Origin of the sequence: Pseudomonas qingdaonensis (assembly GCF_018398475.1) — a bacterium.
Taxonomy (GTDB): Bacteria; Pseudomonadota; Gammaproteobacteria; order Pseudomonadales; family Pseudomonadaceae; genus Aquipseudomonas; species Aquipseudomonas palmensis.
Window position 1 is genome coordinate 792750 of the sequence record NZ_CP074676.1, and the last position, 25477, is coordinate 818226.

Here is a 25477-nt window from a genome sequence, read left to right on the forward strand (position 1 = left end):
GAGTGCGCAACTTCTTGCACAGTACTGCGCAAGAAGTTGCGCACTTTTTCGGGTTTTCTCGCGTAAAAGTGCTCAAAAAACGTACAGCAAAAACACAAGCCACTGATTAATAACAACTAAATTTCAGTTGGCACGGGTCTTGAAGTGTCTCCTTGCAGTCGCACGGCATTTTTCGCCTGTCCGGCTTCACTTTCTGCAAGGAGCAAACCCCCATGGCAACACCTGCCTACATGTCCGTCACCGGCACCAAACAAGGCCTGATCACCGCCGGTGCCTTCACCGCCGATTCGGTCGGCAACACCTACCAGGAAGGCCACGAAGACCAGGTCATGGTCCAGGGCTTCAACCACGAAGTGATCATCCCGCGCGACCCGCAGTCCGGTCAGCCGACCGGCCAGCGCGTGCACAAGCCGGTGGTCATCACCAAGGTCTTCGACAAGGCGTCGCCCCTGCTGCTGGCCGCGCTGACCTCCGGCGAGCGCCTGACCGAAATCGTCATCCACTGGTACCGCACCTCGGCGGCCGGCACCCAGGAGCACTATTTCACCACCAAGCTCGAAGACGCGATCATCGTCGACATCAAGGACTACATGCACAACTGCCAGGACCCGGCCAACGCGCACTTCACCCACCTCGAAGACGTGCACTTCACCTACCGCAAGATCACCTGGACCCACGAAGTGTCCGGTACCTCCGGCTCGGACGACTGGCGTACCCCGGTCGCCGGCTAAGCCTGCGTTAGTTCACTGCCCCGGCCAGCCAGCATGGCCGGCCGGGGCAGCCTGTCACCCCAGTTTTTGCAGCGGGAGGAACATCGGATGTTCTCAGCGGCCAACCAGCCCCATTTCACCCTGACCCTGGACGGGGTCGACAGCGACTTTCAGGTGCTGTCGTTCAGCGGGCGCGAAGCGCTCAGCCAGCCGTTCGAATTCGAACTGGAGCTGGTCAGTGAACGGGCGTCGCTGAACCTCGAATCCCTCCTGCACACGCTCGCCTTCCTGCAGCTGTCGCCCAGCGGCAGCGGCATTCACGGGCTGATCTACAGCGCCGCGCAGGGCGAAGCCGGGCGGCGCCTGTCGCGCTACCGGCTGGTGCTGCGCCCGCAGCTGGCGTACCTGGCGCACCGCATCAACCAGCGCATCTTCCAGCACAAGACGGTGCCGCAGATCATCGCCCAGGTGCTCGAGGAGCACGGCATCCTCGCCAGCGACCACCGCTTCGTGCTCGGCGCGGTGTACCCCGAGCGGGTGTACTGCGTGCAGTACGACGAGTCCGACCTGCACTTCATCCAGCGCCTGTGCGAGGAGGAGGGTATCCACTACCACTTCCAGCACAGCCCGCAGGGCCATGCGCTGGTGTTCGGCGACGACCAGACCGTATTCCCCACGCTGGCCCCGGTGGCCTACCAGCAGGACACCGGGCTGGTGGCCGACGTGCCGGTGATCAAGCGCTTCGGCCTGCGCCTGGCCACGCGCACCAGCCGCACCACGCGGCGCGACTACGACTTCACCAAACCGCGCATCCAGCTTGAAAGCGACGCCGACAGCGGTGCCGCGCCGGACCTGGAAGACTACGACTACCCGGCGCGCTTCAGCGACCGCGCGCGCGGCAAGCACCTGGCCACCCGCGCGCTGGAGCGCCACCGCAGCGACTACCGCCTGGCCGAGGGCCGCAGCGACCAGCCGAGCCTGGTCAGCGGGCATTTTCTGAGCCTGACCGAACACGCCAACCCGGCGTGGAACGACCTGTGGTTGCTCACCGAAGTGCTGCATGAAGGCAAGCAGCCGCAGGTGCTCGAGGAGGTGATCAGCAGCGACGTCACCGACCTCAAGGACGACTTTCACCAGGGCTATCGCAACCGCTTCTGCGCCACGCCGTGGGACGTGCCGTACCGTCCGCCGCTGAGGCATCCCAAGCCCAAAGTGCTGGGTGCGCAACGTGCGGTAGTGACCGGCCCCGAAGGCGAGGAGATCTATTGCGACGAGTACGGCCGGGTCAAGGTGCAGTTCTTCTGGGACCGCGAAGGCCAATCGGACGACAAGACCACCTGCTGGATGCGCGTGGCCTCCAACTGGGCCAGCCAGAGCAGCTTTGGCGCCATCTCGCTGCCGCGTGTGGGCATGGAGGTGCTGATCACCTTTCTGGAAGGCGACCCCGACCAGCCGCTGATCACCGGTTGCCTGTACCACGGCGCCAACCTGCCGCCGTACCGGCTGCCCGATTTCAAGACCCTGGCCACGGTCAAGAGCAAGGAATACAAGGGCAGCCGCAGCAACGAGCTGCGCATCGACGACACCACCAGCGAGATCAGCATCGCCCTGCGCAGCGACCACGGCGCCAGCGCGATCAACCTGGGCTACCTGACCCATCCGCGCCCCTCGGGCGGCCAGCCGCGGGGCGAGGGTTTCGAGCTGCGTACCGACCGGCATGGGGCGATCCGTGCGGCGGCGGGTTTGCTGCTGACCACCGAGCCGCGCCATCACGAAGCCAAGCACCACAAGGACCTGCCCGAGACCGCCGAACGCCTGGCCACCGCCAGCGAGCAGCAGGACGGCTTCGGCCAGCAGGCACGCGAGGTGCAGGCGCAGGAGTCGGGCGATCAGGACGAGGTGGCCAAGGCCCTGCATGCCCAGCACCAGGGCATCGTCGGCAGCGGCCCGACCAACCAGAGCGCCAACGAATTTCCCGAGTTCAGCGAACCGCACCTGGTGCTGGCCAGCCCGGCGGGCATCGCCCTGACCACCCCGCGCTCGACGCATGTCGCGACCGGTGAACACCTGGCGTTGAGCAGCACCGGGCATACGAGCCTGTCGATCGGCAAGCGGCTGCTGGCCAGTGCCAGCCAGGGCATGCGGCTGTTTGTGCAGAACATGGGCTGGCGGCTGATCGCCGTATCAGGAGATATCGACTTCCGGGCCCTGAAGAACAGCATCAACCTGCTGGCCAAGCTCGACATCACTGCCAATGCCGACCGCATCACCCTCACCGCCAAGACCGAACTGGTACTCCAAGGCGGCGGCAGCGCCACCACTTTCAACGCCGGCGGCATCACTCACGTAACTACCGGGCCCTATACCGCGCACGCGGCGAACTTCGCCCATGTGGGGCCCAAGAGCCTGGCCGGGACCTTCCCCGAGCCGCCGAAACCGGGCAAGGGCGATCTGGAGTTGCTGTACCAGTACGCCAACAGCAAAGGCGTGAAAACCGGCGACTACAACGTGACCGACGCACTGGGCAAATCGATCAAGGGCACGCTCGACGCCGACGGCTTCAACCTCGCCAGCGGTGCCGCCCTCGGCCCGCTGTGGGCCGACTTCGGCCTGGACCCGGCTGACACCTGGGCCGAGGCCAGCCACTTTGGCGCCAGCACGTGGCCGCTCAGCCCCTCACTCGACGATATCGCACCCGGCCAGCAATCAGTGGTCGGCGAGGTGCTGGGCGCGGCCAGGGATGGCCTGGAGAAAGGCAAGGCACTGGTGCAGCAAGGCATGGACAAGGGCAAAGGACTGGTACAGGACGTTATGGCACAAGGAAAGACAATGGCCCAGGGCCTCATGGGCCCCGGTGGCTCTGCAGTGATGGACGATGGCAAGGCGCTTGCGGGCAGCGGGTTGCAACTGGCCAGAAGTGGCCAGGCGGCCTTGCAGCAGGCACAGCAGGTGGGCGCTGCACTCAAGGGCGAGCCTGCCGCGATGGCCGGCCTGGCCAGTAGCGTGGTGCCCGGCGCAGCGGCGTCGCTGGAAGCGGCAAGGGCGCTCAACACCTTGCCCGGTCTGGCCCAGCCGACCTTGCCGAGCAGCCCGGCCAAGGCTCTGGCCAGCCGCGAGGTGCTGGCATGAGCGAGTCCGCCAAACCCCGCGAACCCCAGGTCGCGGTCGCCCCGCTCAACACCATCGACGCCAAGGACGTGGGCCGCGGCGCCGCCGAATTCGACGCCTGGCTGCAATCGATCAGTGGTGGCACCGTCACCCTGGAACGCATCAAGTCCGTGGCCGGCGCCTTGCCGGTGGTGGGCAACATCATGGCCCTGGTGGATGCACTGGGGGACGTGGTCACCCTGGTCAAGAGCAAGCAGCGCGAGGTGCTGGACTGGGTCAGCCTGGGCATCAACCTGATCGGCGTACTGCCGGCACCGCCGACCATGGCGGCCGCGCGCATGAGCCTGCGCCCGACGTTGTTCCTGGTGCGCCAGGAGCTGCGCAACAGCGCCAAGATGCTGCTGGGCGACTCGCTGATCCAGGTGCTGATTGGCCATTTGAACGCCACCATCGCCGGCACCATCGACGATTTCGTCACCCAGGCCAAGCCCAGGCTGGCCGAGATTCTTGACGCGGCGGGTGCGAAGGGCACCCAGATGCTCGGCGAAATCGCCGACGGCCTGGACGCCGTGGCCACCGGCCAGCTCGATGCCAGGAGCGACCGCACGGCGATGAGCCAGCAGTTGTCTGCGGCTGGCGACCAGCTCACGCACAGCCCCAGGGCGGCGATCAGGAATATCTTCGGTGCGATGCACAGTGCCTGCAAGGCTGCGGGCAAGGGGGTGGTGAACAGCGCCGTGAGCAAGTTGGTGTCGGATGACATCAAGGCTCAGGTACTGGCCCAGACCGGGCAGTTGCGCAAGCTGGGGCCGGAGTTGGTGCGCCAGTTGAACAGGCTGGCGGACCCGTCGCTGGCGATGAGCATCGGTTCGATGCTCAATGTGCTGGACGGCGCCGTGAAGGGCTTTCGCAAGCGCAACAAGAACGGGCAGTCGGGCGTGAGCAAGCCAGGCACCGTGACCCAGGTGGAGCGGGAGAAACCCAAGGGGGAGCTGGGGGCGACGGCCAGGCAGCATGAGGCCGTGGCTTCGACCAGCCCGCTTCCAGATACCTGCCCGATCCCGCGCCCAGCGCCCAAGGCGCACTCAGGCAACCACATCAGCTTTGCCCTGGGTTCGGAATTCATCATCCATACCGACTTCAGCCTGCCGGGTGCATTTCCCATCGAGTGGCAGCGTATCTACCACTCGCGCCTGGCCGAGTACGACCAAGGTAACCTGGGCGCTCGCTGGGTCACGCCGTTCACCACCTGCATCGATGTGGTCGGCACGGGTCTGCTGTTTCACGACTACGATGGCCGTAGCCATGCGTTCGACCTGCCCAAGGTCGAGAAGGCGCAGTACAACGCTATCGAAGACCTGCTGCTGGTTCGCAGTCGTGAAGACGAACTGGTGATCTGCCGCGGCTTCGTGCGCAAGGAACACTATCTGCGCGTGGGCGAGCGCTACTACCTGCAGAAGATCCTGCTGCAGAACGATGCCGGCTGCATGCTGCATTACGAGCATCGACACGAGGGCCGGCCGGTACTGTCCGACATCATCACCTTTCAAGGCGACATGAGTGATGTGATGCGTCACCTTGGCACCCTGATCGATGACCATGGCCGTATCACCGGCCTGTGGGAAATGCGTGATGGCCAACCGCTACGCCAACTGTGTGCCTATCACTACGATGCCCATGGCGACCTGGTCGCCGCACAGGATGAACACGCAGGCACCTGGCACTACCACTATCAAAATCACCTGGTGACCCGTTACACCGACCGTACCGGCCGGGGCATGAACCTGGAGTGGAAGGGCAGTGCGTTCGATGCCAAGGCCATCCGCGAATGGGCCGATGACGGCAGCTACGAGTTGCGCCTGGAGTGGGACAGCAACATTCGCCTCACCTACGTCACCGACGCCCATGGCCAGGAGACCTGGTACTACTACGACATCCTTGGACATCTGTACCGTGTGCGTTACCCCGACGAGCGCTCGGAGTGGATCTTTCGCGACGAGCGCAAGCACATCGTTCGGCATGTCCACGTCGATGGCAGCGAGGACCGTTACGACTACGACGAGCAAGGCAACGTGGTGCGGCATATCCGTGCCGACCACAGCCAGGTTCACTTTGCCTACGATGACCGTCGTCGCCCGATCAGGATCCGCGACGCCGAGGCCGGTGTTTGGGAACGCCAGTACGACCTCAAGGGCAACCTCAGCGAAACCGTCGACCCGCTGGGCAACAAGACCGAGTTCGCCTACACACCCTCCGGTCTGGTCAAGGCGATCAAGGACGCCAACGGCAACGAAAAGGCGCTGGTGTACAACGACGCCGGGCAACTGGTCGAGTACACCGACTGCTCGGGCAAGACCAGCAAATGGGCCTATGACGATATCGGGCAGTTGGTGCAGTTCACCGATGCCGCCGGCAACAAGACCCAGTACACATACAAGGCCGGCCAGCTCGCCCTGGTCATCCACCCGGACAAGACCGAAGAGCGCTTCGAGCGCGATGCCGAGAGTCGCCTGCTGGCCCACGTCGATGCCCTCGACCGCTGCACCACCTGGACCTACACCGTCGCTGGCTTGCTGGCCGAGCGTGTGGATGCGGCCGAGAACACTCTGCGTTATCGCTGGGACAAACTGGGCCGCCTCACGGGCCTGGAAGACGAAAACGAAAGCCACGCCAGTTTCCGCTACGACCCGGTCGGCCGTCTGCTAGAAGAGAGCGGCTTCGACGGCCTCACCACGCGCTACCAGTACGACACGAACACTGGGCGCCTGACCTCCACCCACGTCGGGCAACGCCGCCTCGACGTCACCTTCGATCCCGTCGGCCGTCTCATTTCCCGCGTGGCCAGCCAGGGTGACCAGCGCGAGGAAGAAACCTTTGCCTACGACGGCAACGGCAGGCTGATCCAGGCCATCAACGCCGCGAGCAAACTGCAGTGGTTCCATGACGAGGCCGGCAACCTCGTTCGTGAACACCAGCACTACCTGGCCACCGGCACCCCGATGGTCGCGGTGTGGCAGCACGAGTACGACGCCCTCAACCTGCGTACCTCCACCACTCGTCCGGACGGGCACAAGGTCAGCTGGCTGACCTACGGTAGCGGTCATCTGTTGGGCATGACGGTCGATCACCATGAGCTGCTGGCCTACGAGCGCGATGACCTGCACCGCGAGGTTGTGCGGCATCAGGGCAACAGGTTGAGCCAGACTCAGGCGTGGGACCCGGCGGGGCGCCTGCAGGAACAGCTGCTGGGCAGCCAGGACGGCAAATCGACCCTGCTCAAGCGTGAGTATCAGTACGACGCGGTAGGCCAGCTGACCGACATCCACGACACCCGGCGTGGTCATCTGGCCTACCAGTACGACCCGATTGGCCGCCTGTTACAGGCCACCAGCCGCCTGGGCGTGGAGACCTTCGCCTTCGACCCGGCCGGCAACCTGCTGGATGACAAGCACCACGAGCCGACGCGGCCGCTGGAGCGCACGCCAAAGCGCAACCGTTTGATGGACAACCTGCTGCGCGAATATGCGGGCACGCACTACACCTATGACGAGCGGGGCAACCTGAGCCACCGGTTGCACAACGGTGTGCAGGCCCGGTTCACCTGGGACCTGTTCGACCGTTTGCAGGCTTACAGCGACGACAAGCTCAAGGTCGAGTACAGCTATGACGCCCTTGGGCGTCGGTTGCACAAGCACTCGACGGCGCATTACTGGAACAAACCTGAAGCCGGTACTGGCTGGAACCAGCTTGAGCGAGCCAAGCGCCAGCGCGAGCTGAACTGCGGCTTCACCCTGTTCGGCTGGGACGGCGACACCCTCGCCTGGGAAAGCTCGCCTGCGCAGGATGAAGGTGACACCGGGCGCACGGTGCACTACCTGTACGAACCCGGCAGCTTTGTGCCGGTGGCGCAGGCTCTGCGCAAGGCCCCGATACGGTTGTACAAGGAGCCGGACTGGAGCAACCGCCCCTACGACATCGACCAGGACCCGCTCTGGCAGCAAGCGGCCTCGCCACAACCCTTTGATGCGATTGCCTGGTACCAGTGTGACCACCTGGGTACGCCGATGGAGCTGACCGACCACAACGGCGACGTGGCGTGGTCGGCGCAGTACAAGGCGTGGGGCGAGGTGAAACAAGAGCGTTCGGCCTGGGCGAAACAGGTGGGGTTGAACAACCCGATCCGCTTCCAGGGCCAGTATCACGACCATGAGACTGGACTGCATTACAACCGGTATCGGTACTATGATCCGGCGGTTGGGCGGTTTGTTGGGCAGGATCCGATTGGCTACTTGGGTGGCTTCAATCTCTATAGGTATGCTGGAAATCCAATAAATTGGACTGATCCGTTAGGTTTATGTGCAGGTAAAAAAATATCCAGTGTCGGATGCCCCACCCGACAACTCGCAGATGACGCACACGCGGTGCTGGATCCTACAGCGCAAAGATTTAAGTCCACTGCTGTCGGGGTGATGCCTGACGGCAGTATGGGGATAGCGTCAAGCGATAAGAAAGTCCCAAGAGTTCAACGGGAATTTGCTGAGGAAAAAGGTTTGGCTGTTGTAAATGGAGTTGGACATGCTGAGGAAACCCTTATCAATGCTGGAGCTACTCATGTGGATGCCAACAGGGGAGTATGCTTGGACTGTGAAACCATGATGCGAGATGGAAAAGTGACTACTGATACACCTTTTACTGGAAAGAAAAGTAAGCGGAGGCTGTAATGAAATTTAGCTATGATTTGTTGTTTGGGTTGCCAGATGAGAAAATTGCTTTGTTCTGTTTGTTAGGCGCTCAAAGGATGGAGGGTATATATGATAAGTTTTGCAAAAAATACTTGGATGGTGTTAATGCTAATTCGGATGCGCTGAGGGAGTTATTTGAACTTCTTGAAGGTGGGGGGAAGAGTCGGTTGGAGTTAATTTATAATAGGGTGTATTCCGCTATCCCGGATACAGAAGATTATGATGATGAACTGGCCGATCAAGCCCAGTGTGCAATAATCAGTACGTCCTACTGTATTTCATACTTAGTGGAAAAAAATAGAGAGATGGCACGTTTTGCGGTTGAAAAAATTTTTGACGCAATTGATGTGTTGGGAGAAGATGTTGGTATGTTTATTGCGGCTGAAGTAAGTTGGTGTGAAGAGTTGATAAATGATTTGAGTGCAGCAGATTTGAGTGATAATGCTTTCGTTGAGTGTTTGGTGGTGAGGAATTTGGGGCACTCGATTCCGGTAGTTTGAGTTTGAAGTCGAGGTATTTTTTAAAGGTATTAAGCTGCTCTTTCCGATGTTGATTAAAGGGAAGTAATTGGTACGTGAGTGGTGATGCAGGTGGCGGTTAAGTATCTGGCACTCTAAGCGAGCTAGTGGTCTTGGAGGATATCAGATGCTACGGGGTATCGGGGATGTGTCGATTTATTGTCACTGTCGTGGGCATCTGGCGTTCAATCCTCAGAAGCTACTTGCTCATCTTGAAAAATTTTAGGCCGTTCTCGGCGCGTTATCAGTGGAGGGAAGTAGACCCACTGGGGGCTTCTGGATGGTGGCTGAGTAGCTGCTAATAGGTCATCGGGCAACTGACCGACACCCCTGACACCCGGCGTGGTCATCTGGCCTACCAGTACGACCCGATTGGCCGCCTGTTGCAGGCCACCAGCCGCCTGGGGGTGGAGACCTTCGCCTTCGACCCTGCCGGCAACCTGCTGGACGACAAGCACTACGAACTGACGCGGCCGTTGGAGCGCACGTCAAAGCGCAACCGTTTGATGGACAACCTGCTGCGCGAGTATGCGGGCACGCATTACACCTATGACGAGCGGGGCAACCTGAGCCACCGGTTGCACAACGGTGTGCAGGCCCGGTTCACCTGGGACCTGTTCGACCGCTTGCAGGCTTACAGCGACGACAAGCTCAAGGTCGAGTACAGCTACGACGTATGACTGCGGATAAGAGGGGTCAGCTTATGAAGGAACAGAATATCCGGGATGAGGGCGGAACGTTCATTCATGATAGAAGTACAAAAAAACTTGTACCTGTTATGGGGGTTTCAGAGGTTGTTAGGCTGCAATGACAATAAAAAATAATTTTGCTGTTTGGGGGGCGGTGAGTGAATTGGCTTCCGCTTATAAGAAAATGAATAGTGAAAATGAGATGGTGGATGATATCGAGTCTCAGGAGCTTGTGAGGGAGGCGATAGCTGCTAAGTATGATTTTTTTATCGAAATGGGCTTTTGCTTGTAAATCCATTTTCGGAAGAAGGGGAGCTTATAGATAGGGTGTATAGGAGAAAAGATTTTTCTGATGAAGGATTTGAGCTATGTCGGAAAAAGGTACCAGCCTGGATGAGAAGTAAAGCGTCAAAGAAAAATCCTCCGGATATTTCTGCACTTGAAAAAGCCCTGAAGGACATGAGGGGGGCTTAATTGCGCAAGGTGTATGCGCAAATTTCGGAAAGTATGGCGGAAGAAATGGCCATGAGTGGGGAATGAAAGGGTTCACTTGAACGTTGCCGTTAATTACACGCCCTGATGTTGACTGCACCGCTACTAGGGTCTGTATGAAAAGTCTTGAGACGAAGGTCAGGCAAGACGAAAACAGCCTAGGAGGCGGAGTTTACGGGCTGTAAATGAGCATTCCGAGGTTCAGCATCGCCGAGTATCAAGGCTTTTCATACCGATCCTAGAACGACGTCAAGCTCAAGGACTAGTACAGCTATGACGCCCTTGGGCGACGGTTGCGCAAGCACTCGACGGCGCATTACTGGAACAAACCTGAGGCCGGTACCGGCTGGAACCAGCTCGAGCGAGCCAAGCGCCAGCGCGAGCTGAACTGCGGCTTCACCCTGTTCGGCTGGGACGGCGACACCCTCGCCAGGGAAAGCTCGCCTGCGCAGGATGAGGGCGATACCGGAAAAACGGTGCACTACCTGTATGAACCGGGCAGCTTCGTGCCGGTGGCACAGGCTCTGCGCAAGGCCCCGATACAGTTGTCTCCGCCTGGAAATATCAAAAGCGGGCATGGCCCGGGTGCGGTTCACATTCCGCCAAACCAAGTCCCTAAAGAATGGAGCGTCATTCCCCCAGGGGCTGAACCATCACAACCGATAAGAGGTTAATAAGTGCTTAACGAAGCAGCAAGGAAAATATTCGATGACTATTATGGTTTTGATGATGGTTTGATCAAATCATTTGAATATGATTTTTTTCACGCGGATGCACTGAGAATAAAAATAGATGTGTATGCTAGGAACTATGAGCTCGAAGGTGATGTGTGGCGAACTGTTCGAATAATTATTGATGATGTCAGTGAGGTTCGGTCTGTGTTCGAAGCGGGTGCTTTTAATGTTATTTGCTCTCGTGTGAAGCTATTGAATTTTGATGGTAAATGGTGTGTTGAGGTCGATGGGGACTTTGGTGGTATCCCTATATCGCTGGAAGCAATTAGAAACTATAGTACGTGCTACGTTGTAGGGGAGAGGGTGGAAGTGCTGGAGGTCGATGGATAACGTAGCGGCTTAATATCGGATGCTGTTTGGGAGTGGCTGGTTAAAGTTGTTTTCACATTAACTGGAAGGGTTAGTTAGGTTTGCTGGAGGATTGGGTCGATTTCACGATGGTATCGTGAACACTTTTAGTGTGAGTTTACGCGGCACGGTACAGCTGCGTCAGGTCATGGCCACCTTCTAGATCCTCCCGGTAACTTCAAGAGTGCACATGGATCCGGCGCGGTACATGTTCACCCAAGCAAGGTTCCAGACGGTTGGAGTATTATTCCACCTGGCACCAAGCCTTCGCAGCCATTAGGTGGTTGAAATGTTTAATGAAGACGCAGTTGGGCTTGTTGACGGATTTGATCGATTCAATGATGGAGTAATGAAATATTTTAAGTATGAATTCTTGGGGGACGGTACGCTTTCTGTGCATATCGAATTCTGCGCCCGTGATTACAGGATTGAGGGGAATGTATGGAAAAGGGTCAGGGTGATTGTTGCTCACGTTGACGAAGTTCGTTCTACATTTTCTGGTGGGCAAACAAATGTTGTATGCTCCGGTGTCAAGCTTTTGAAATTCGGTGAGGTGTGGTGTGTTGAGGTGGATGGAGATTACGGGCCAAATGATCCATCTTCTCTTGAATAAATTAGAAAGTACGGTTCTTGCTACATAACTGGCGATACTGTCGAGGTGGTTGAGGTTGAGTGAGTTGTATTTTTTGTGCTCGGACGTGGCGCAGGTTAAAGCAGTTACTGGCATGTGAACGAAAATACAAGCGACCTCATGCAGCGTGATCGACCAGGCCATAGCGTGCCAAGGAGTTGGATCTCAAATTCTGTTACATGATGGAGCCGTTTCAGGGTGTTACCGATCTGGCATATTCGCAGGACAGCGCAGTGTCCTCAGACGTGTTGATAACATGCTGAATTACCCCTGGCGGGACGATGATCTTCTGGACGTGAGTCAGGGCCACCAATACAGTGCTCAACGCGGGATTCTTGTAGCCTCCAGTGATGGATTTCGAAGCCGAATGTCAAAAACGCGTGTCATCGGCACAACGCTTTCTGCAATCGCTTCTGCAGAGAAGGAACTGAACAGAACGTTCCCCACATCCTTTTCCCGCTGGCTGCTTGCCAACAATGGACGGTCACTGGGTGGCCTGGTGGTGTTCCCCGTGTTCGACAGCCGAGACCCGAGGAAGACCTGGGACTCGATCGTCCGAAATTACACCGCAGGGTGGCAGACGTGGCTGGAAAATTTCTCGCAATCGCCTGAGCGTTTTGCACCGCTGTTGCCCTTCGCAGAGTTTGGAACAGGTGATTATTATTGCTTCGATTATGACGCGCAAGGCGCCTCAGGCGAGCCTGCCGTGGTGTTGTGGGATCATGAAACGGGCAGTGCCCGCCGTGTTGCGGATGACTTTGAGCAGTGGCTGAGTAGCGTTGATCCTGCTCCTTAACGATCATTAGTAGCCCTGGATGGCTTGAATGTATGACAGCGGCTATGAGGATCTGGGCTGCCCAGCGTGATACCCGCTCGATGACGCCCGCCTTCCCACGACATGCAACGGCATGTTGATGTTCAGCCCTCTTCCAATCAGGCACCATCGGACGTGAGTGCAAAGGCCTGCACCTCCACACGTAATACATCCCATCACACAAGGACGGACCCACCTCATGAAAGACATTGTTCGCCTGGGCGATGCCACCACCCACGGTGGCGTGGTACTCGAAGCCTTTTCCAACACCAACCTCAATGGCAAGCCGATTGCCGGGGTAGGGCACAGCGTCAGTTGCCCCCTGTGCAAAGGGGTATTTCCCATTGCCGAGGGCAGCAGCACCTACAGCGTCGGCGGTACGCCCGTGGCGCTGGATGGCATGAAGACCGCCTGCGGCGCCGCGCTGATCGCCAGTGGCCCCAAGGGCGCAGTCATCAGCTAGGCATTGCCCGCAACGTGCACTTTCCCCCCCGGCCGCACCGCCAGTCGCGACGATGGCCGGGGTACCCAATTGTGTCTACAATCAGCTCCTTTGATTGACCTACTTACTGGAGCTCACGTTTTGGCTCAATACGTCTACACCATGCATCGGCTGAGCAAAGTTGTGCCGCCGAAGCGGGAAATCCTCAAGAACATTTCGCTGTCCTTTTTCCCCGGCGCCAAGATCGGCGTGCTCGGCCTCAACGGTTCGGGTAAATCCACCCTGCTGAAAATCATGGCCGGCGTCGACACCGAGTTCGACGGCGAAGCGCGTCCGATGCCCGATCTGAATGTCGGCTACCTGCCGCAAGAGCCGCAACTGGACCCCACCAAGACCGTGCGTGAGGTGGTCGAAGAGGCCGTCAGCGTGATCAAGGACGCCCAGGCCCGCCTGGACGAGGTCTACGCCGCCTATGCCGACCCGGACGCCGACTTCGACAAGCTGGCCGCCGAACAGGCCAAGCTGGAAGCGATCCTGCAGGCCAGCGACGGTCACAACCTCGAGCGCCAGCTGGAAGTCGCCGCCGACGCGCTGCGCCTGCCGGCCTGGGACGCCAAGGTCGAACACCTGTCCGGTGGCGAGAAGCGCCGCGTGGCCCTGTGCCGCCTGCTGCTGTCGGCCCCCGACATGCTGCTGCTCGACGAACCGACCAACCACCTGGATGCCGACTCGGTCGCCTGGCTGGAGCACTTCCTGCACGACTTCCCGGGCACCGTGGTCGCTATTACCCACGACCGTTACTTCCTGGACAACGTCGCCGGCTGGATTCTGGAACTCGACCGCGGCGCCGGTATTCCTTACGAGGGCAACTATTCGGGTTGGCTGGAAGCCAAGTCGGACCGCCTGGCCCAGGAGTCCAAGCAGCAGTCGGCCCATGAAAAGGCCATGAAGGAAGAACTGGAATGGGTGCGCAAAGGTGCCAAGGCCCGCCAGTCCAAATCCAAGGCGCGTCTGCAACGCTTCGAAGAAATGCAGTCGCAGGAATTCCAGAAGCGCAGCGAAACCAACGAGATCTACATCCCGGCCGGCCCGCGCCTGGGTGACAAGGTCATCGAGTTCAAGAACGTCACCAAGGGCTACGGCGACCGCGTTCTGATCGACAACCTGTCGTTCAGCATGCCAAAAGGCGCCATCGTCGGTGTGATCGGCGGTAACGGCGCCGGTAAATCGACCCTGTTCCGCATGCTGATGGGCAAGGAGCAACCGGACTCGGGTAGCATCGAGATCGGTGAAACCGTGCAACTGGCCTGCGTCGACCAGAGCCGCGAAGACCTGGACGGCGGCAAGACCGTGTTCCAGCAGATCTCCGACGGTTCCGACCAGATCCGCATCGGCAACTACGAGATCCCGGCGCGTACCTACGTGGGGCGCTTCAACTTCAAGGGCGGCGACCAGCAGAAGTTCGTCAAGGACCTCTCCGGTGGTGAGCGTGGCCGCCTGCACCTGGCGTTGACGCTCAAAGAGGGCGGCAACGTGCTGCTGCTCGACGAACCGTCCAACGACCTCGACGTCGAAACCCTGCGTTCGCTGGAGGAAGCCCTGCTGGACTTCCCGGGCGCCGCTATCGTGATCTCTCACGATCGGTGGTTCCTTGACCGTGTGGCTACCCACATCCTGGCCTACGAAGACGATTCGCAGGCGGTGTTCTTCGAAGGCAACTACACCGAGTACGAAGCCGATCGCAAGAAACGCCTGGGTGAAGCCGCTGCCCAGCCGCACCGGGTACGGCACAAGAAACTGGCATGACCTTCACGGTCTTGCACTGAAACGGGGCCTTCGGGCCCCGTTTTTTTTGCTTGAAATACGCTTCGCATGCTTCGTCGGCAAGGCCGGCTCCTACAGGGTTGTGCGGCCTGCTGTAGGAGCCGGCTTTGCCGGCGAAGGTGTATACATTTATAGAAATGCACCATTTATTTCCATAAAAACGACATTTTGCCCTGTTGCGGTGCGAGTGGTTCTTGGTAAAGTCCTGAAAAAACTAATAAGTCCAACTCTATCTGGTGAATGTCTAAATGATCGAATCCGTCGAAGACTTCCTCGCACGCCTGCAAAAACGCGACCCTGCCCAGCCCGAGTTCCATCAGGCCGTGGAAGAGGTACTGCGCAGCCTGTGGCCCTTCCTCGAAGCCAACCCGCACTACCTGCAGGCCGGTATTCTCGAACGCATGGTCGAGCCGGAGCGGGCCATTCTGTTCCGTGTATCGTGGGTCGACGACAAGGGCAGGGTGCGTGTCAACCGTGGCTACCGCATCCAGATGAGCAGCGCCATCGGCCCATACAAGGGCGGCCTGCGTTTCCACCCTTCGGTGAACCTCGGCGTGCTGAAGTTCCTGGCCTTCGAACAGGTACTCAAGAATTCCCTCACCTCGCTGCCCATGGGCGGCGGCAAGGGCGGCTCGGACTTCGACCCCAAGGGCAAGAGCGACGCCGAAGTCATGCGCTTCTGCCAGGCATTCATGAGCGAGCTGTACCGCCACATCGGCGCCGACCTCGACGTGCCGGCCGGTGACATCGGCGTAGGTGGTCGCGAAATCGGCTTCCTGTTCGGCCAGTACAAGCGCCTGGCCAACCAGTTCACCTCGGTGCTGACCGGCAAGGGCATGAACTACGGCGGCAGCCTGATTCGCCCCGAAGCCACCGGCTACGGCTGCGTGTACTTCGCCGAAGAAATGCTCAAGCGCGACGGCCTGCGCATCGACGGTCGCCGTGTGGCCATCTCCGGCTCCGGCAACGTGGCGCAATATGCCGCGCGCAAGGTCATGGACCTGGGCGGCAAGGTCATCTCGCTGTCCGACTCCGAGGGTACCCTGTACTGCGAAGCCGGCCTGAACGATGCGCAGTGGGATGCGCTGATGGAGCTCAAGAACGTCAAGCGCGGCCGCCTGAGCGAGCTGGGCGGCGAGTTCGGCCTGGAGTTCCGCGCCGGCCAGCGCCCTTGGAGCCTGGCCTGCGACATCGCCCTGCCGTGCGCCACCCAGAACGAGCTGGACGCCGAAGACGCACGCACCCTGCTGCGCAACGGCTGCATCTGCGTGGCCGAAGGCGCCAACATGCCGACCACCCTGGACGCCGTGGACCTCTTCATCGAGGCCGGCATCCTGTTCGCCCCGGGCAAGGCCTCCAACGCCGGCGGCGTGGCCGTCAGCGGCCTGGAGATGTCGCAGAACGCCATGCGCCTGCTGTGGACGGCCGGCGAGGTGGACAGCAAGCTGCACAACATCATGCAGTCGATCCACCATGCCTGTGTGTACTACGGCGAAGAGAACGGCCGCATCAACTACGTCAAGGGCGCCAACATCGCCGGCTTCGTCAAGGTTGCCGACGCCATGCTGGCCCAGGGCGTGGTCTAGGCCTGCGGCTCGATGGCGACGACCTCGATCAGTTGATCACCCGCCGGTCGTCGCCACAGCACCTCGTCACCGGGCGCTGCCCCCAGCAGTGCCCGGCCCAGGGGTGACCCCCAGTTGATCAGGCCACTGGCGGCATAGGCCTGGTCTTCGCCGACCAGTTGCACTTCATGCTGGTGGCCTTCTTCATCGACAAACACCACCCGGCTACCGATCTGCACCTTGCTCTGCGAGGTGGCGGGTGCGGCCACCTGGGCGCTCTGCACGCGGGCGCTGAAGTAGCGCAGGTCGCGCTCGACCTCGGCCAGGCGTTGTTTGTCGGGGTCGCCCAGCAGCGTGCTGCGCAGGGTCTCCAGTTCGCTGACCCGCTGCTTGAGCAGGGTCAGGCCCTGGGCGGTGACGTGGTTGGGTTGTTCGCTGATGCGCCGCTCTACCGGTTGATTGGCCTGATCGGCGGCCTGGTCTTCGTTGACGAATGCTCGGCTCATGGTTGGCCTCCTTTGTAGGAAGACCATGATGCGCGGTCACCGGTTGCATCGAATGTTCGAGGGCGACCTATTGGCGTCGATAGGCGCGGGCGGCGTCGCGGTCCTTTTCCTGCTGCCACTGCTGATCGCGCTCGTCCCAGTGGCGGCTGCGGTAGGTGTCCTGGTCCTGGCTCTGCTGCATGGCCTGGCACTGGCGAAAGCCGTCGTCCCAGCCGGTCTCGTACTGGCGGTCGTGCAGATAGCGCGGCACGTCCTTGCGAAACTCGCCCATCATCACGCCTGCGGCCTGGTGGCCGCTGCTGCAACCGGCCTGGAAGCCGTCGGCGTAGGGGGCAGGGTAGCCTTGCTCGATCAGTTGATCGTGGGTGCTGGCGCAACCGCCCAGCATCATTGCCACCAGTACCCAGTGCCCGCGCATGTTCGAACTCTCCACCTGTTGGGGGGAAGTCTAGGTGCTGGTGTGTGCAAGAGAGGTCAAAAAGATGTCAAACAATTGGATCGCATCGCGGGTCAAGCCCGCTCCCACAAGGTTTCTCACTGCCCTTGTGGGAGCGGGCTTGACCCGCGATGACTTCAGTAGTTGTACCACTTCACCTCGAGCATCACCTCGTTCTGCGCCGTCGCCAGCTGGCTGAACTCGCGCCTGGCACTCAGGCGCAGGCCCAGGTTGCGCGACAGTTCCCACTGCTGGTTGAGGCTCAGGCTGCGGCGGACCTCGCCATTGGTGAAGTAGTCGCCCTTGGCCTCCAGGCTCAGGTTGCCCAGCCCGTTGCGCCACAGCACGCCGGTGTTGAACCCTGCCGCGGGTGCGATGAACCCGGCAAAGTCATTGTTGTGCTCCACCCGCACCGTGCCCAGGGCAAACCCGAGCATGTCCTGGCCCAACTGCCAGGTGCCCCCGGCGCCGCCATTCACATGGCTGACCAGCACCTCGTTCTCATGCTTGCCCAGCACCCGTTCCAACCCGCCGGCCACCTGCCACGACCACGGCTTGAGCAGGTCGTTGCGCGGCGTCAGCGAGCGGAACGTGGCCAGGTCCAGGCGCTGCACCTGCCAGTCGTTGTGTTCGTACTGGCGCACCTTCAGTTGCAGGATCTCGATCTGCGCCCCCAGCGGGAAGCCGTAGGCGTTGTCGTTGAGGTCGTGATAGGCCATGCGCAGCCCGTACTCGGCAAAGGCCCGGTCTTCTCGGGTACCCACGCCCAGCTGCCAGGTGCGCGACTCGTGGCCGTCCTCCGGCAGCCCGGGGCGTTCGATCTGCAACGGCGGTGGCGGGTTGCGGTTGATCGCGCGCAGCAACTCGAAGCTGCGCCTGGCCCGCTCCGGGTCGCGCTCCAGGCCATTGGCGCGGTAGCGCTCCAGGCGATAGGCGGCGTCCTGCACCAGCGCCTGGCGCTCGCGCGGCAGCTCGGTGAAGGCGGGGCTCTGCAGTTGCGCGGTGTCGGCGCTCACGGCCAGCACCTGCTGCTGTTCGGCATGGTCCAGCGGTTTGGCCCGCTCCAGCAGCTCGCGCTCGCGCGATGGGCGGTAGTCGGTACGCGCCACCAGCCCGGACTGTTTCACCGCCTTGACCGTGTCGGTGGGGATCGCCGTGAGCGGGAACTGCGAGGTCAGGTCCAGGCTCGGCCGTGCCACCTGCAGCAGTTCGAGCAGGCGATACGAGCAGTTTTCGTCGAAGAAGAAATAGTCGAACTGGATCTGCTTGAGTTCCCAGATGTGCTCGACCATGCGCCCGGTTTCCTCGGGCGTGAGGTTCAGCCGGTATTCCCACAGGTCGCGGTTTTCCAGGCTGCGGTACTCGGACAGCTTCTCCTGGTAGGGCACCAGCGCGAACAGGCCGGGGTAGCCGCCCATCAGGCCCTTCCAGGCATACAGGATGCTGTTGTCGTTGCCCTCGATGTAGGCGCCGAAGTTGATCGCGTAGCTCAGCAGTGCGGTGTTGTCGCTCTGCACGTCGGCCTGGTCGATACGCAGCAGCGTGTGCCCGAACATCGACGAGGGGCTGTTCAGGTAGGCCGCCGGGAAGATCATCACCGCGCTGTGCGGCGACACGTCCGAGTACCACTGGGTGTAGGCCTTGCAGTCCGGCGCCGGCAGGTCGGTGAGCTGCAACTGCTCGCGCAGCCAGCGGGTGCGCGCCGGGAATACGCATTGCGCGTGCTGGTCGCCCAGGCTGGCCGGGGCGTACAGCGCCTCATAGGTGGCGCGCAGTTCCTGGTCAGGGTGGTGCGCACCGTCCTTGGCCAGGAAGAATTTGGGGTCGTCCACGTAGCTGCGCCATCCGCCCAGCTTGGCGGTTTCGTAATGGCCCAGGGAGATCCAGTAGCGGTCGTTGGCCAGTGCGTGCAGACGAGCATCGTCCAGCACGGTGGCAGCGTGCAGCGGGGCGCAGGCACAGAGCGCCAGGTAGGCAAGGCGTTTGAGCATGTCGGGCAACTACGTCTGAATGATGCCGATAGAGGCGGGCAAACAAACCCGCCCCGTGGTCGGGGCGGGTGTGCCGAGCTTAGGCCGGGGTTGCGTATTTGGCCAGACGGGCGTCGCTTTTCAGGACGGCGAGGGTGTTGGTGTGAACATCTTCAGCGGTAGCGTCGGCTGTGGTGAAGATTTCCTGGAAGTGCTGGTGGGTCACGGCCGCGAAGTGCGCACGGTCTTCCGGTGCGACGCCCAGTACCACCGCGTAGGTGGTCAGTGCTTCGCCCTGGCCTTGCGCCATGTCTTCGGACAGCTCGTTCATCATGCCATTCATGGCGAACCAGGATTTGCCGCCATAGGTCAGCGACGCATTGGTGGAGCAGCCGTTGGTGCCCGAGGTCATGCCGAAGGTGGCGTTGCCCGAGGTACCGTTGGTGGTGGATGCGAGGAAGTGAGCCGGCGTGCCGCGTTGGCCCTCGAACAGCATGTTGCCCCAGCCGCAGTCCGGGCCGCCTGGCGCCTGGGCCATGGCGTTGAGCGAAACCGCGGTGAACAGAGTACCCAGAAGAATCCGTTTCATAGCATTGTTCTCTTTCTGATGTTCAAACCAAAGGTCAGGGTTATCTGGCATGTCTGTAGGACTAGTTGCCAGGACGGGTCGGTTGTTTACCCAGCCGCGCAGTTTGGAGTTTAGGCACGATCTAAGGGTTCCGTGATTAATTGCAAAAGATTGCTTGAAATAATTGACGCGGAGCAGGTTTTCGACCCTGCGCGCTAAAGCGTTGAAGAGCCTTGCAAGCCGGGCGCAGGCGGCGCCAGAATGCCGTCATCCGCCCCGCCGAAGTAAGGAAGCCCGATGCCCGATCCTGTTGCTGCGAGCCTGCGTCTTGCGCCCGAAGCCCTGACCCGGCCGTTTTCCGCTGAACAGTTCGATTTTTCCACCACCAATGATCTGGAGCCCTTTCGCGGTGTGCTAGGCCAGGAACGTGCAGTCGAGGCCTTGCAGTTCGGCGTCGCCATGCCACGCCCCGGTTACAACGTGTTTGTCATGGGCGAGCCGGGCACCGGCCGCTTCTCGTTCGTCAAGCGCTACCTCAAGGCAGAAGGCAAGCGCCTGCAGACGCCGTCCGACTGGCTGTACGTCAACAACTTCGACGAGCCCCGCGAGCCCAAGGCGTTCGAGCTGCCGGCCGGCAGTGCCGGGGCCTTCATCGCCGATATCGGGGGCCTGATCGACAACCTGCTGGCGACCTTTCCGGCGGTGTTCGAGCACCCGTCCTATCAGCAGAAGAAAAGCGCCATCGACCGCGCCTTCAACCAGCGCTACGACCGTGCCCTGGATGTGATCGAGCGCGCCTCGCTGGAAAAGGACGTGGCCCTGTACCGCGACAGCAGCAACGTCGCCTTCACCCCCATGGCCGATGGCAAGGCGCTGGACGAGGCCGAGTTCGCCCAGTTGCCTGAGGCCGAGCGCGAGCGTTTCCACGAGGACATCGCCGCGCTGGAAGAGCGCCTCAACGAAGAGCTCGCCAGCCTGCCGCAGTGGAAGCGCGAGTCGAACAACCAGCTGCGCCAGCTCAACGAAGAAACCATCACCCTGGCCCTGCAGCCCTTGCTGGCCCCGCTGTCGGAGAAGTACGCCGAGAACGCTGCGGTGTGCGCCTACCTGCAGGCCATGCAGGTCAACCTGCTGCGCACCGTGGTCGAGCAACTGGTCGACGACAGCAAGACCGACGCGGTGGCGCGCAAGATGCTCGAAGAGCAGTACGCCCCCAGCCTGGTGGTCGGCCATCACGCCAGCGGCGGCGCGCCCGTGGTGTTCGAGCCGCACCCTACCTACGACAACCTGTTCGGCCGCATCGAATACGGCAACGACCAGGGCGCGCTGTACACCACCTATCGCCAGTTGCGCCCGGGGGCGCTGCACCGCGCCAATGGCGGGTTCCTGATTCTGGAAGCCGAGAAGATGCTCGGCGAGCCGTTCGTGTGGGATGCGCTCAAGCGCGCCCTGCAATCGCGCAAGCTGAAGATGGAGTCGCCGCTGGGCGAGTTCGGTCGCCTGGCCACCGTCACCCTCACCCCGCAGATGATCCCGCTGCAGGTCAAGGTGATCATCATCGGCGCCCGCCAGCTGTACTACGCGCTGCAGGACCACGACCCGGACTTCCAGGAGATGTTCCGGGTGCTGGTGGACTTCGACGAAGACATTCCCATGGTCGAGGAGAGCCTGGAGCAGTTCGCCCAGTTGCTCAAGACCCGCACCAGCGAGGAGGGCATGGCCCCGCTGACCGCCGATGCGGTGGCGCGCCTGGCCACCTACAGCGCCCGCCTGGCCGAGCACCAGGGGCGCCTGTCGGCGCGCATCGGCGACCTGTTCCAGCTGGTCAGCGAGGCGGATTTCATTCGCCACCTGGCCAACGACGAGATGACCGACGCCGGGCACATCGAGCGGGCCCTCAAGGCCAAGGCCACGCGTACCGGGCGGGTATCGGCGCGGATTCTCGACGACATGCTGGCCGGGATCATCCTGATCGACACCGAAGGCGCGGCGGTGGGCAAGTGCAACGGCCTGACCGTGCTGGAGGTGGGCGATTCGGCGTTCGGCGTGCCGGCGCGGATTTCCGCCACGGTGTACCCGGGCGGCAGCGGCATCGTGGATATCGAGCGTGAGGTCAACCTGGGCCAGCCGATCCACTCCAAGGGCGTGATGATCCTCACCGGGTACCTGGGCAGCCGCTATGCCCAGGAGTTCCCCCTGGCCATTTCGGCCAGCATCGCGCTGGAGCAGTCCTACGGCTATGTGGATGGCGACAGCGCATCGCTGGGCGAGGCCTGCACGCTGATCTCGGCCCTGTCGAAAACCCCGCTCAAGCAGTGCTTTGCGATCACCGGCTCGATCAACCAGTTCGGTGAAGTGCAGGCGGTGGGCGGGGTCAACGAGAAGATCGAGGGCTTCTTCCGCCTGTGCGAGGCTCGTGGCCTGACCGGTGAGCAGGGCGCGATCATCCCGCGGGCCAACGTGGCCACGCTGATGCTCGACGAGCGCGTGCTGCAGGCGGTGCGCGCCGGGCAATTCCATGTGTACGCAGTCAGCCAGGCCGACGAGGCCCTGAGCCTGCTGGTGGGCGAGCCGGCCGGGCAGCCGAACGAGGAGGGCGAATTCCCCGAGGGCAGCATCAATGCGCGGGTGGTCGAGCGGTTGCGGGTGATTGCCGAGATGATCAGCGAAGAGGACCTCAAGGAAGCCGAGAAGGAGCAGGCCGAAGAGGCGCTGGCGCAGGTGAAGCCTTCCTGACCGCGGTGGGTTCTTCGCCCGTAATGCCGGCTCCCACACGTGGGAGTCGGCATTACGGGCGAAGGGGGCAGTTCGGCGCACGGCACATGACCGCTCGGCGCCGACCGCTTGTCGCCGGCGGATTTCTTCTATCCTCAAGGCATGGACCGTCGTGCGCAAAAGGATCGAAACCAGCCTGGCCACAGGCTACGCAACGCCTCACCGAGGACCGTCGCCATGCCGCGTACCCTCAGCCTTACCCGTCAATGCCTGGGCCTGGTGACCCGCATTGAGTGCCGTATCCGCCCGCTGGCCGGTGACACCGGCATGTGGACACTGCTGTTCGCCGCCGGCATGGCCGGCGAGCAACCCTCCGCGATCAAGGCCCAGGGGCCGTTTCACGGGCCGTTCGTGGCCGAGTCGGTGCTCAGCGCGATTGTCGACAGCCTGACCCTGCACGGCTACCAGGTGGCCGACGACCCGCAGATCTGGTGCGTGCACCTGCAGGCGCAGCTGCGTCGCATCAACGGCGAACGGGTTCACCATGTGGGTGACCTGCAGTCCAACCCCGACACCTGAGCCGACCGGATCATCCACTGGCCTGTGGCAGCGTGTCGCGGGCTTTTCCTGTCACAGGTGGCTGCTATACTCGCGCTCGTTTTTTTCCAGCCACCTGGTGATCTGCTCAATGGAACGCTTTATCGAAAATGCGATGTACGCCTCGCGCTGGCTGCTCGCACCCATCTATTTTGGCCTGTCCCTGGGGCTGCTGGCGTTGGCGCTGAAGTTCTTTCAGGAGATCTTCCATGTGCTGCCCAACGTCTTCTCGCTGGCCGAGTCCGACCTCATCCTGGTACTGCTGTCGCTGATCGACATGGCCCTGGTGGGCGGCCTGCTGGTGATGGTGATGATCTCGGGCTACGAGAACTTCGTGTCGCAGCTGGATATCGCCGAAGGCACCGAAAAGCTCAACTGGCTGGGCAAGATGGACTCTTCCTCGCTGAAGATGAAGGTGGCCGCCTCGATCGTGGCGATCTCCTCCATCCACCTGCTGCGGGTGTTCATGGACGCGCGCAACATCGAGACCCAGTACCTGATGTGGTACGTGATCATCCACATGACCTTCGTGGTCTCGGCGTTCGCCATGGGCTACCTGGACAAGATGACCAAGCACTGACCTGCGGGGTATCACGCCTTGTCAGCCGCCCGTCCGGTGCATAACGGACGGGCGGTTGCGTTTCTGGCTTGTGCTTTGGTCGATGCTGTACAAAAAATGAACGGCCTGTGGAATGTTCCAGTAGCGAGGTATCGCAATGAACCTGCATGAACTGAACAGCGAGGCCAGGGCCGGCCGGGTGGACGAACTGAACCTGATCGCCATCGAAGGGGGGGACTTCGTGCTCGAGGCCCGGGTCAAGGGCAAGGCGCACCCGTTGCTGGATGCCAAGGGGGTACGTCTCAAGGTGCACTCGGTGGTCGATGGCCAGCGCCTGCTCAATGGCTTGCCCGCCGTGCCGTTGCACCTGGTGCACTGGTCGGTGCAGGACGAGATGTGCGGCCTGCACGGCACCCCCGAAGAAGACCTCAAGGTGCCGATGCCGCGACGTACTGCCTGGTAGCTGAACTGCTTTGCCGCAGTGTGCTAGGCTGCTTGCCCTTTTCACAGCGGGCGCGGCTTTTGTGCGCCCTGTAGCGGAGCAGAAACATGTCCGAACTCAACCTGTCCACCGACGAAACCCGCGTCAGCTACGGCATTGGCCGTCAGCTGGGTGGCCAGCTGCGTGACAACCCGCCACCGGGCGTCAACCTGGACGCGATACTGGCCGGTCTGACCGACGCCTTCAATGGCCAGGCCAGCCGCGTCAGCGAAGAAGACCTGTCGGCCAGCTTCAAGGTCATCCGTGAAATCATGCAGGCCGAAGCGGCTGCCAAGGCCGAAGCGGCCGCTGGCGAAGGCAAGGCCTTCCTGGCCGAGAACGCCAAGCGTGACGGCATCACCACCCTGGCCTCGGGCCTGCAGTTCGAAGTACTGACTGCCGGTGAAGGCGCCAAGCCAAGCCGTGAAGACAGCGTGCGCACCCACTACCACGGCACCCTGATCGACGGCACCGTGTTCGACAGCTCCTACGAGCGTGGCCAGCCGGCAGAATTCCCGGTCGGCGGCGTGATCGCTGGCTGGACCGAGGCCCTGCAACTGATGAACGCGGGCAGCAAATGGCGCCTGTACGTACCGAGCGAGCTGGCTTACGGCGCCCAGGGCGTTGGCAGCATCCCGCCGCACAGCGTGCTGGTGTTCGACGTCGAGCTGCTGGACGTACTGTAATACCTCTTCGCCGGCAAGGCCGGCTCCTACAGGGTCAGCGCGTACCCGTGTAGGAGCCGGCCTTGCCGGCGAAGCGTTTTCAGTTCCACTGCGCGCCACCCCCAGGGCGCAACGCCCGGGCATAGCAGAACAGGAACAGATTCCTCACCAGCTCCTTGAGCACCACAGGCTCGCTCGAATTCAACCCGTGAAGATCCAGGTCGCCCTGGTCGCGCAGTTCGCCCAGCGCGTCTTCTTCGAGCACGGCGCATACCTCGCCGGTTTCGCGGTGCAGGATGCGCAGGTACGGATGGGGGCGGTCAAGCCAGGCGTCTATCAGATAAGTCATGGCTATTCTCCTTG

General features: G+C 61.4%; 21 protein-coding genes and 2 pseudogenes. 18 read left to right on the plus strand and 5 right to left on the minus strand.

The window, feature by feature from the left end; genetic code table 11:
- Positions 1 to 212: 212 nt before the first annotated feature.
- From KH389_RS03590 to gdhA, 13 genes and pseudogenes are all read left to right on the plus strand, one after another.
- Positions 213 to 731 carry an Hcp family type VI secretion system effector gene (locus KH389_RS03590; RefSeq protein WP_043859617.1) on the plus strand — a complete coding sequence of 173 codons (519 nt, stop codon included), beginning with the start codon at positions 213 to 215 and terminating at the stop codon, positions 729 to 731.
- 87 nt (positions 732 to 818) lie between these two features.
- Positions 819 to 3839 carry a type VI secretion system Vgr family protein gene (locus KH389_RS03595; protein ID WP_213606895.1) on the plus strand — a complete coding sequence of 1007 codons (3021 nt, stop codon included), beginning with the start codon at positions 819 to 821 and terminating at the stop codon, positions 3837 to 3839.
- Complete coding sequence (locus KH389_RS03600; protein ID WP_244988677.1) at positions 3836 to 8539, plus strand: RHS repeat-associated core domain-containing protein; 4704 nt, start codon at positions 3836 to 3838, stop codon at positions 8537 to 8539. The genes KH389_RS03595 and KH389_RS03600 overlap by 4 nt, the downstream gene beginning before the upstream one ends.
- Positions 8539 to 9060, plus strand: a complete 522-nt coding sequence (locus KH389_RS03605; RefSeq protein ID WP_088515253.1) for a hypothetical protein — start codon at positions 8539 to 8541, stop codon at positions 9058 to 9060. The genes KH389_RS03600 and KH389_RS03605 overlap by 1 nt, the downstream gene beginning before the upstream one ends.
- 329 nt (positions 9061 to 9389) lie before the next feature.
- Positions 9390 to 9752, plus strand: a pseudogene (locus KH389_RS03610) (hypothetical protein); the annotation flags it as partial.
- Between the two features lie 133 nt (positions 9753 to 9885).
- Entirely contained in the window at positions 9886 to 10059 is a 174-nt protein-coding gene (locus KH389_RS03615) for a hypothetical protein (protein ID WP_213606896.1), read from the plus strand.
- Positions 10060 to 10525: 466 nt separating this feature from the next.
- Positions 10526 to 10807, plus strand: a pseudogene (locus KH389_RS03620) (hypothetical protein); the annotation flags it as partial.
- A 129-nt stretch (positions 10808 to 10936) separates the two neighbouring features.
- Positions 10937 to 11323, plus strand: coding sequence for a hypothetical protein (locus tag KH389_RS03625; RefSeq protein WP_143516660.1), 387 nt, complete (start codon positions 10937 to 10939; stop codon positions 11321 to 11323).
- A gap of 307 nt (positions 11324 to 11630) precedes the next feature.
- Positions 11631 to 11954, plus strand: coding sequence for a hypothetical protein (locus tag KH389_RS03630; protein ID WP_213606897.1), 324 nt, complete (start codon positions 11631 to 11633; stop codon positions 11952 to 11954).
- A gap of 274 nt (positions 11955 to 12228) precedes the next feature.
- The gene (locus KH389_RS03635; protein WP_244988678.1) at positions 12229 to 12768 is read left to right on the plus strand and encodes an SMI1/KNR4 family protein; all 540 of its coding nucleotides are present in this window, start codon (positions 12229 to 12231) and stop codon (positions 12766 to 12768) included.
- A gap of 217 nt (positions 12769 to 12985) precedes the next feature.
- Positions 12986 to 13249, plus strand: coding sequence for a PAAR domain-containing protein (locus KH389_RS03640; protein ID WP_054916267.1), 264 nt, complete (start codon positions 12986 to 12988; stop codon positions 13247 to 13249).
- A gap of 120 nt (positions 13250 to 13369) precedes the next feature.
- Positions 13370 to 15034, plus strand: a complete 1665-nt coding sequence (ettA, locus tag KH389_RS03645) for an energy-dependent translational throttle protein EttA (protein ID WP_043860207.1) — start codon at positions 13370 to 13372, stop codon at positions 15032 to 15034.
- Positions 15035 to 15300: 266 nt separating this feature from the next.
- Positions 15301 to 16638: an NADP-specific glutamate dehydrogenase gene (gdhA, locus tag KH389_RS03650; RefSeq protein ID WP_043860208.1), complete on the plus strand. Its 1338-nt coding sequence runs from the start codon at positions 15301 to 15303 to the stop codon at positions 16636 to 16638.
- On the opposite strand, the gene KH389_RS03655 is transcribed toward gdhA, so the two are convergent.
- The 4 genes from KH389_RS03655 to KH389_RS03670 all read right to left on the minus strand — a co-directional run bounded on the left by KH389_RS03655 (position 16635) and on the right by KH389_RS03670 (position 20118).
- Positions 16635 to 17123: a GreA/GreB family elongation factor gene (locus tag KH389_RS03655; RefSeq protein WP_213606898.1), complete on the minus strand. Its 489-nt coding sequence runs from the start codon at positions 17121 to 17123 to the stop codon at positions 16635 to 16637. The genes gdhA and KH389_RS03655 overlap by 4 nt on opposite strands.
- 67 nt (positions 17124 to 17190) lie before the next feature.
- Positions 17191 to 17541, minus strand: coding sequence for a hypothetical protein (locus tag KH389_RS03660; protein WP_043860210.1), 351 nt, complete (start codon positions 17539 to 17541; stop codon positions 17191 to 17193).
- Positions 17542 to 17696: 155 nt separating this feature from the next.
- Positions 17697 to 19550: an Lnb N-terminal periplasmic domain-containing protein gene (locus tag KH389_RS03665; protein WP_213606899.1), complete on the minus strand. Its 1854-nt coding sequence runs from the start codon at positions 19548 to 19550 to the stop codon at positions 17697 to 17699.
- Between the two features lie 79 nt (positions 19551 to 19629).
- Positions 19630 to 20118 (minus strand): DUF3015 domain-containing protein, encoded by a 489-nt coding sequence (locus KH389_RS03670; protein WP_043860212.1) that lies wholly within the window; start codon positions 20116 to 20118, stop codon positions 19630 to 19632.
- A gap of 276 nt (positions 20119 to 20394) precedes the next feature.
- Here KH389_RS03670 and KH389_RS03675 point away from each other — a divergent pair, with 276 nt between their 5' ends.
- The 5 genes from KH389_RS03675 to KH389_RS03695 all read left to right on the plus strand — a co-directional run bounded on the left by KH389_RS03675 (position 20395) and on the right by KH389_RS03695 (position 25135).
- Positions 20395 to 22833, plus strand: a complete 2439-nt coding sequence (locus KH389_RS03675) for a Lon protease family protein (protein ID WP_043860213.1) — start codon at positions 20395 to 20397, stop codon at positions 22831 to 22833.
- Between the two features lie 216 nt (positions 22834 to 23049).
- Positions 23050 to 23391 carry a PA4575 family protein gene (locus KH389_RS03680; RefSeq protein WP_043860214.1) on the plus strand — a complete coding sequence of 114 codons (342 nt, stop codon included), beginning with the start codon at positions 23050 to 23052 and terminating at the stop codon, positions 23389 to 23391.
- A gap of 109 nt (positions 23392 to 23500) precedes the next feature.
- The gene (locus tag KH389_RS03685; protein ID WP_043860215.1) at positions 23501 to 23989 is read left to right on the plus strand and encodes a TIGR00645 family protein; all 489 of its coding nucleotides are present in this window, start codon (positions 23501 to 23503) and stop codon (positions 23987 to 23989) included.
- Positions 23990 to 24125: 136 nt separating this feature from the next.
- Positions 24126 to 24431: a DUF6482 family protein gene (locus tag KH389_RS03690; RefSeq protein WP_043860216.1), complete on the plus strand. Its 306-nt coding sequence runs from the start codon at positions 24126 to 24128 to the stop codon at positions 24429 to 24431.
- Between the two features lie 86 nt (positions 24432 to 24517).
- Positions 24518 to 25135, plus strand: coding sequence for a BamJ family beta-barrel-assembly machinery protein (locus KH389_RS03695; protein WP_043860217.1), 618 nt, complete (start codon positions 24518 to 24520; stop codon positions 25133 to 25135).
- A 79-nt stretch (positions 25136 to 25214) separates the two neighbouring features.
- Here the strand turns inward: KH389_RS03695 and KH389_RS03700 are convergent, their stop codons facing one another.
- Positions 25215 to 25463, minus strand: a complete 249-nt coding sequence (locus KH389_RS03700) for a PA4570 family protein (protein ID WP_043860218.1) — start codon at positions 25461 to 25463, stop codon at positions 25215 to 25217.
- Positions 25464 to 25477: the final 14 nt, after the last annotated feature.

Coding starts and splice junctions, on each gene's coding strand:
- KH389_RS03590 (WP_043859617.1), top strand. CDS start 213: ATGGCAACACCTGCCTACATGTCCGTCACCGGCACCAAACAAGGCCTG.
- KH389_RS03595 (WP_213606895.1), top strand. CDS start 819: ATGTTCTCAGCGGCCAACCAGCCCCATTTCACCCTGACCCTGGACGGG.
- KH389_RS03600 (WP_244988677.1), top strand. CDS start 3,836: ATGAGCGAGTCCGCCAAACCCCGCGAACCCCAGGTCGCGGTCGCCCCG.
- KH389_RS03605 (WP_088515253.1), top strand. CDS start 8,539: ATGAAATTTAGCTATGATTTGTTGTTTGGGTTGCCAGATGAGAAAATT.
- KH389_RS03615 (WP_213606896.1), top strand. CDS start 9,886: ATGACAATAAAAAATAATTTTGCTGTTTGGGGGGCGGTGAGTGAATTG.
- KH389_RS03630 (WP_213606897.1), top strand. CDS start 11,631: ATGTTTAATGAAGACGCAGTTGGGCTTGTTGACGGATTTGATCGATTC.
- KH389_RS03635 (WP_244988678.1), top strand. CDS start 12,229: ATGCTGAATTACCCCTGGCGGGACGATGATCTTCTGGACGTGAGTCAG.
- KH389_RS03640 (WP_054916267.1), top strand. CDS start 12,986: ATGAAAGACATTGTTCGCCTGGGCGATGCCACCACCCACGGTGGCGTG.
- gdhA (WP_043860208.1), top strand. CDS start 15,301: ATGATCGAATCCGTCGAAGACTTCCTCGCACGCCTGCAAAAACGCGAC.
- KH389_RS03655 (WP_213606898.1), bottom strand. CDS start 17,123: ATGAGCCGAGCATTCGTCAACGAAGACCAGGCCGCCGATCAGGCCAAT.
- KH389_RS03660 (WP_043860210.1), bottom strand. CDS start 17,541: ATGCGCGGGCACTGGGTACTGGTGGCAATGATGCTGGGCGGTTGCGCC.
- KH389_RS03665 (WP_213606899.1), bottom strand. CDS start 19,550: ATGCTCAAACGCCTTGCCTACCTGGCGCTCTGTGCCTGCGCCCCGCTG.
- KH389_RS03670 (WP_043860212.1), bottom strand. CDS start 20,118: ATGAAACGGATTCTTCTGGGTACTCTGTTCACCGCGGTTTCGCTCAAC.
- KH389_RS03675 (WP_043860213.1), top strand. CDS start 20,395: ATGCCCGATCCTGTTGCTGCGAGCCTGCGTCTTGCGCCCGAAGCCCTG.
- KH389_RS03680 (WP_043860214.1), top strand. CDS start 23,050: ATGCCGCGTACCCTCAGCCTTACCCGTCAATGCCTGGGCCTGGTGACC.
- KH389_RS03685 (WP_043860215.1), top strand. CDS start 23,501: ATGGAACGCTTTATCGAAAATGCGATGTACGCCTCGCGCTGGCTGCTC.
- KH389_RS03690 (WP_043860216.1), top strand. CDS start 24,126: ATGAACCTGCATGAACTGAACAGCGAGGCCAGGGCCGGCCGGGTGGAC.
- KH389_RS03695 (WP_043860217.1), top strand. CDS start 24,518: ATGTCCGAACTCAACCTGTCCACCGACGAAACCCGCGTCAGCTACGGC.
- KH389_RS03700 (WP_043860218.1), bottom strand. CDS start 25,463: ATGACTTATCTGATAGACGCCTGGCTTGACCGCCCCCATCCGTACCTG.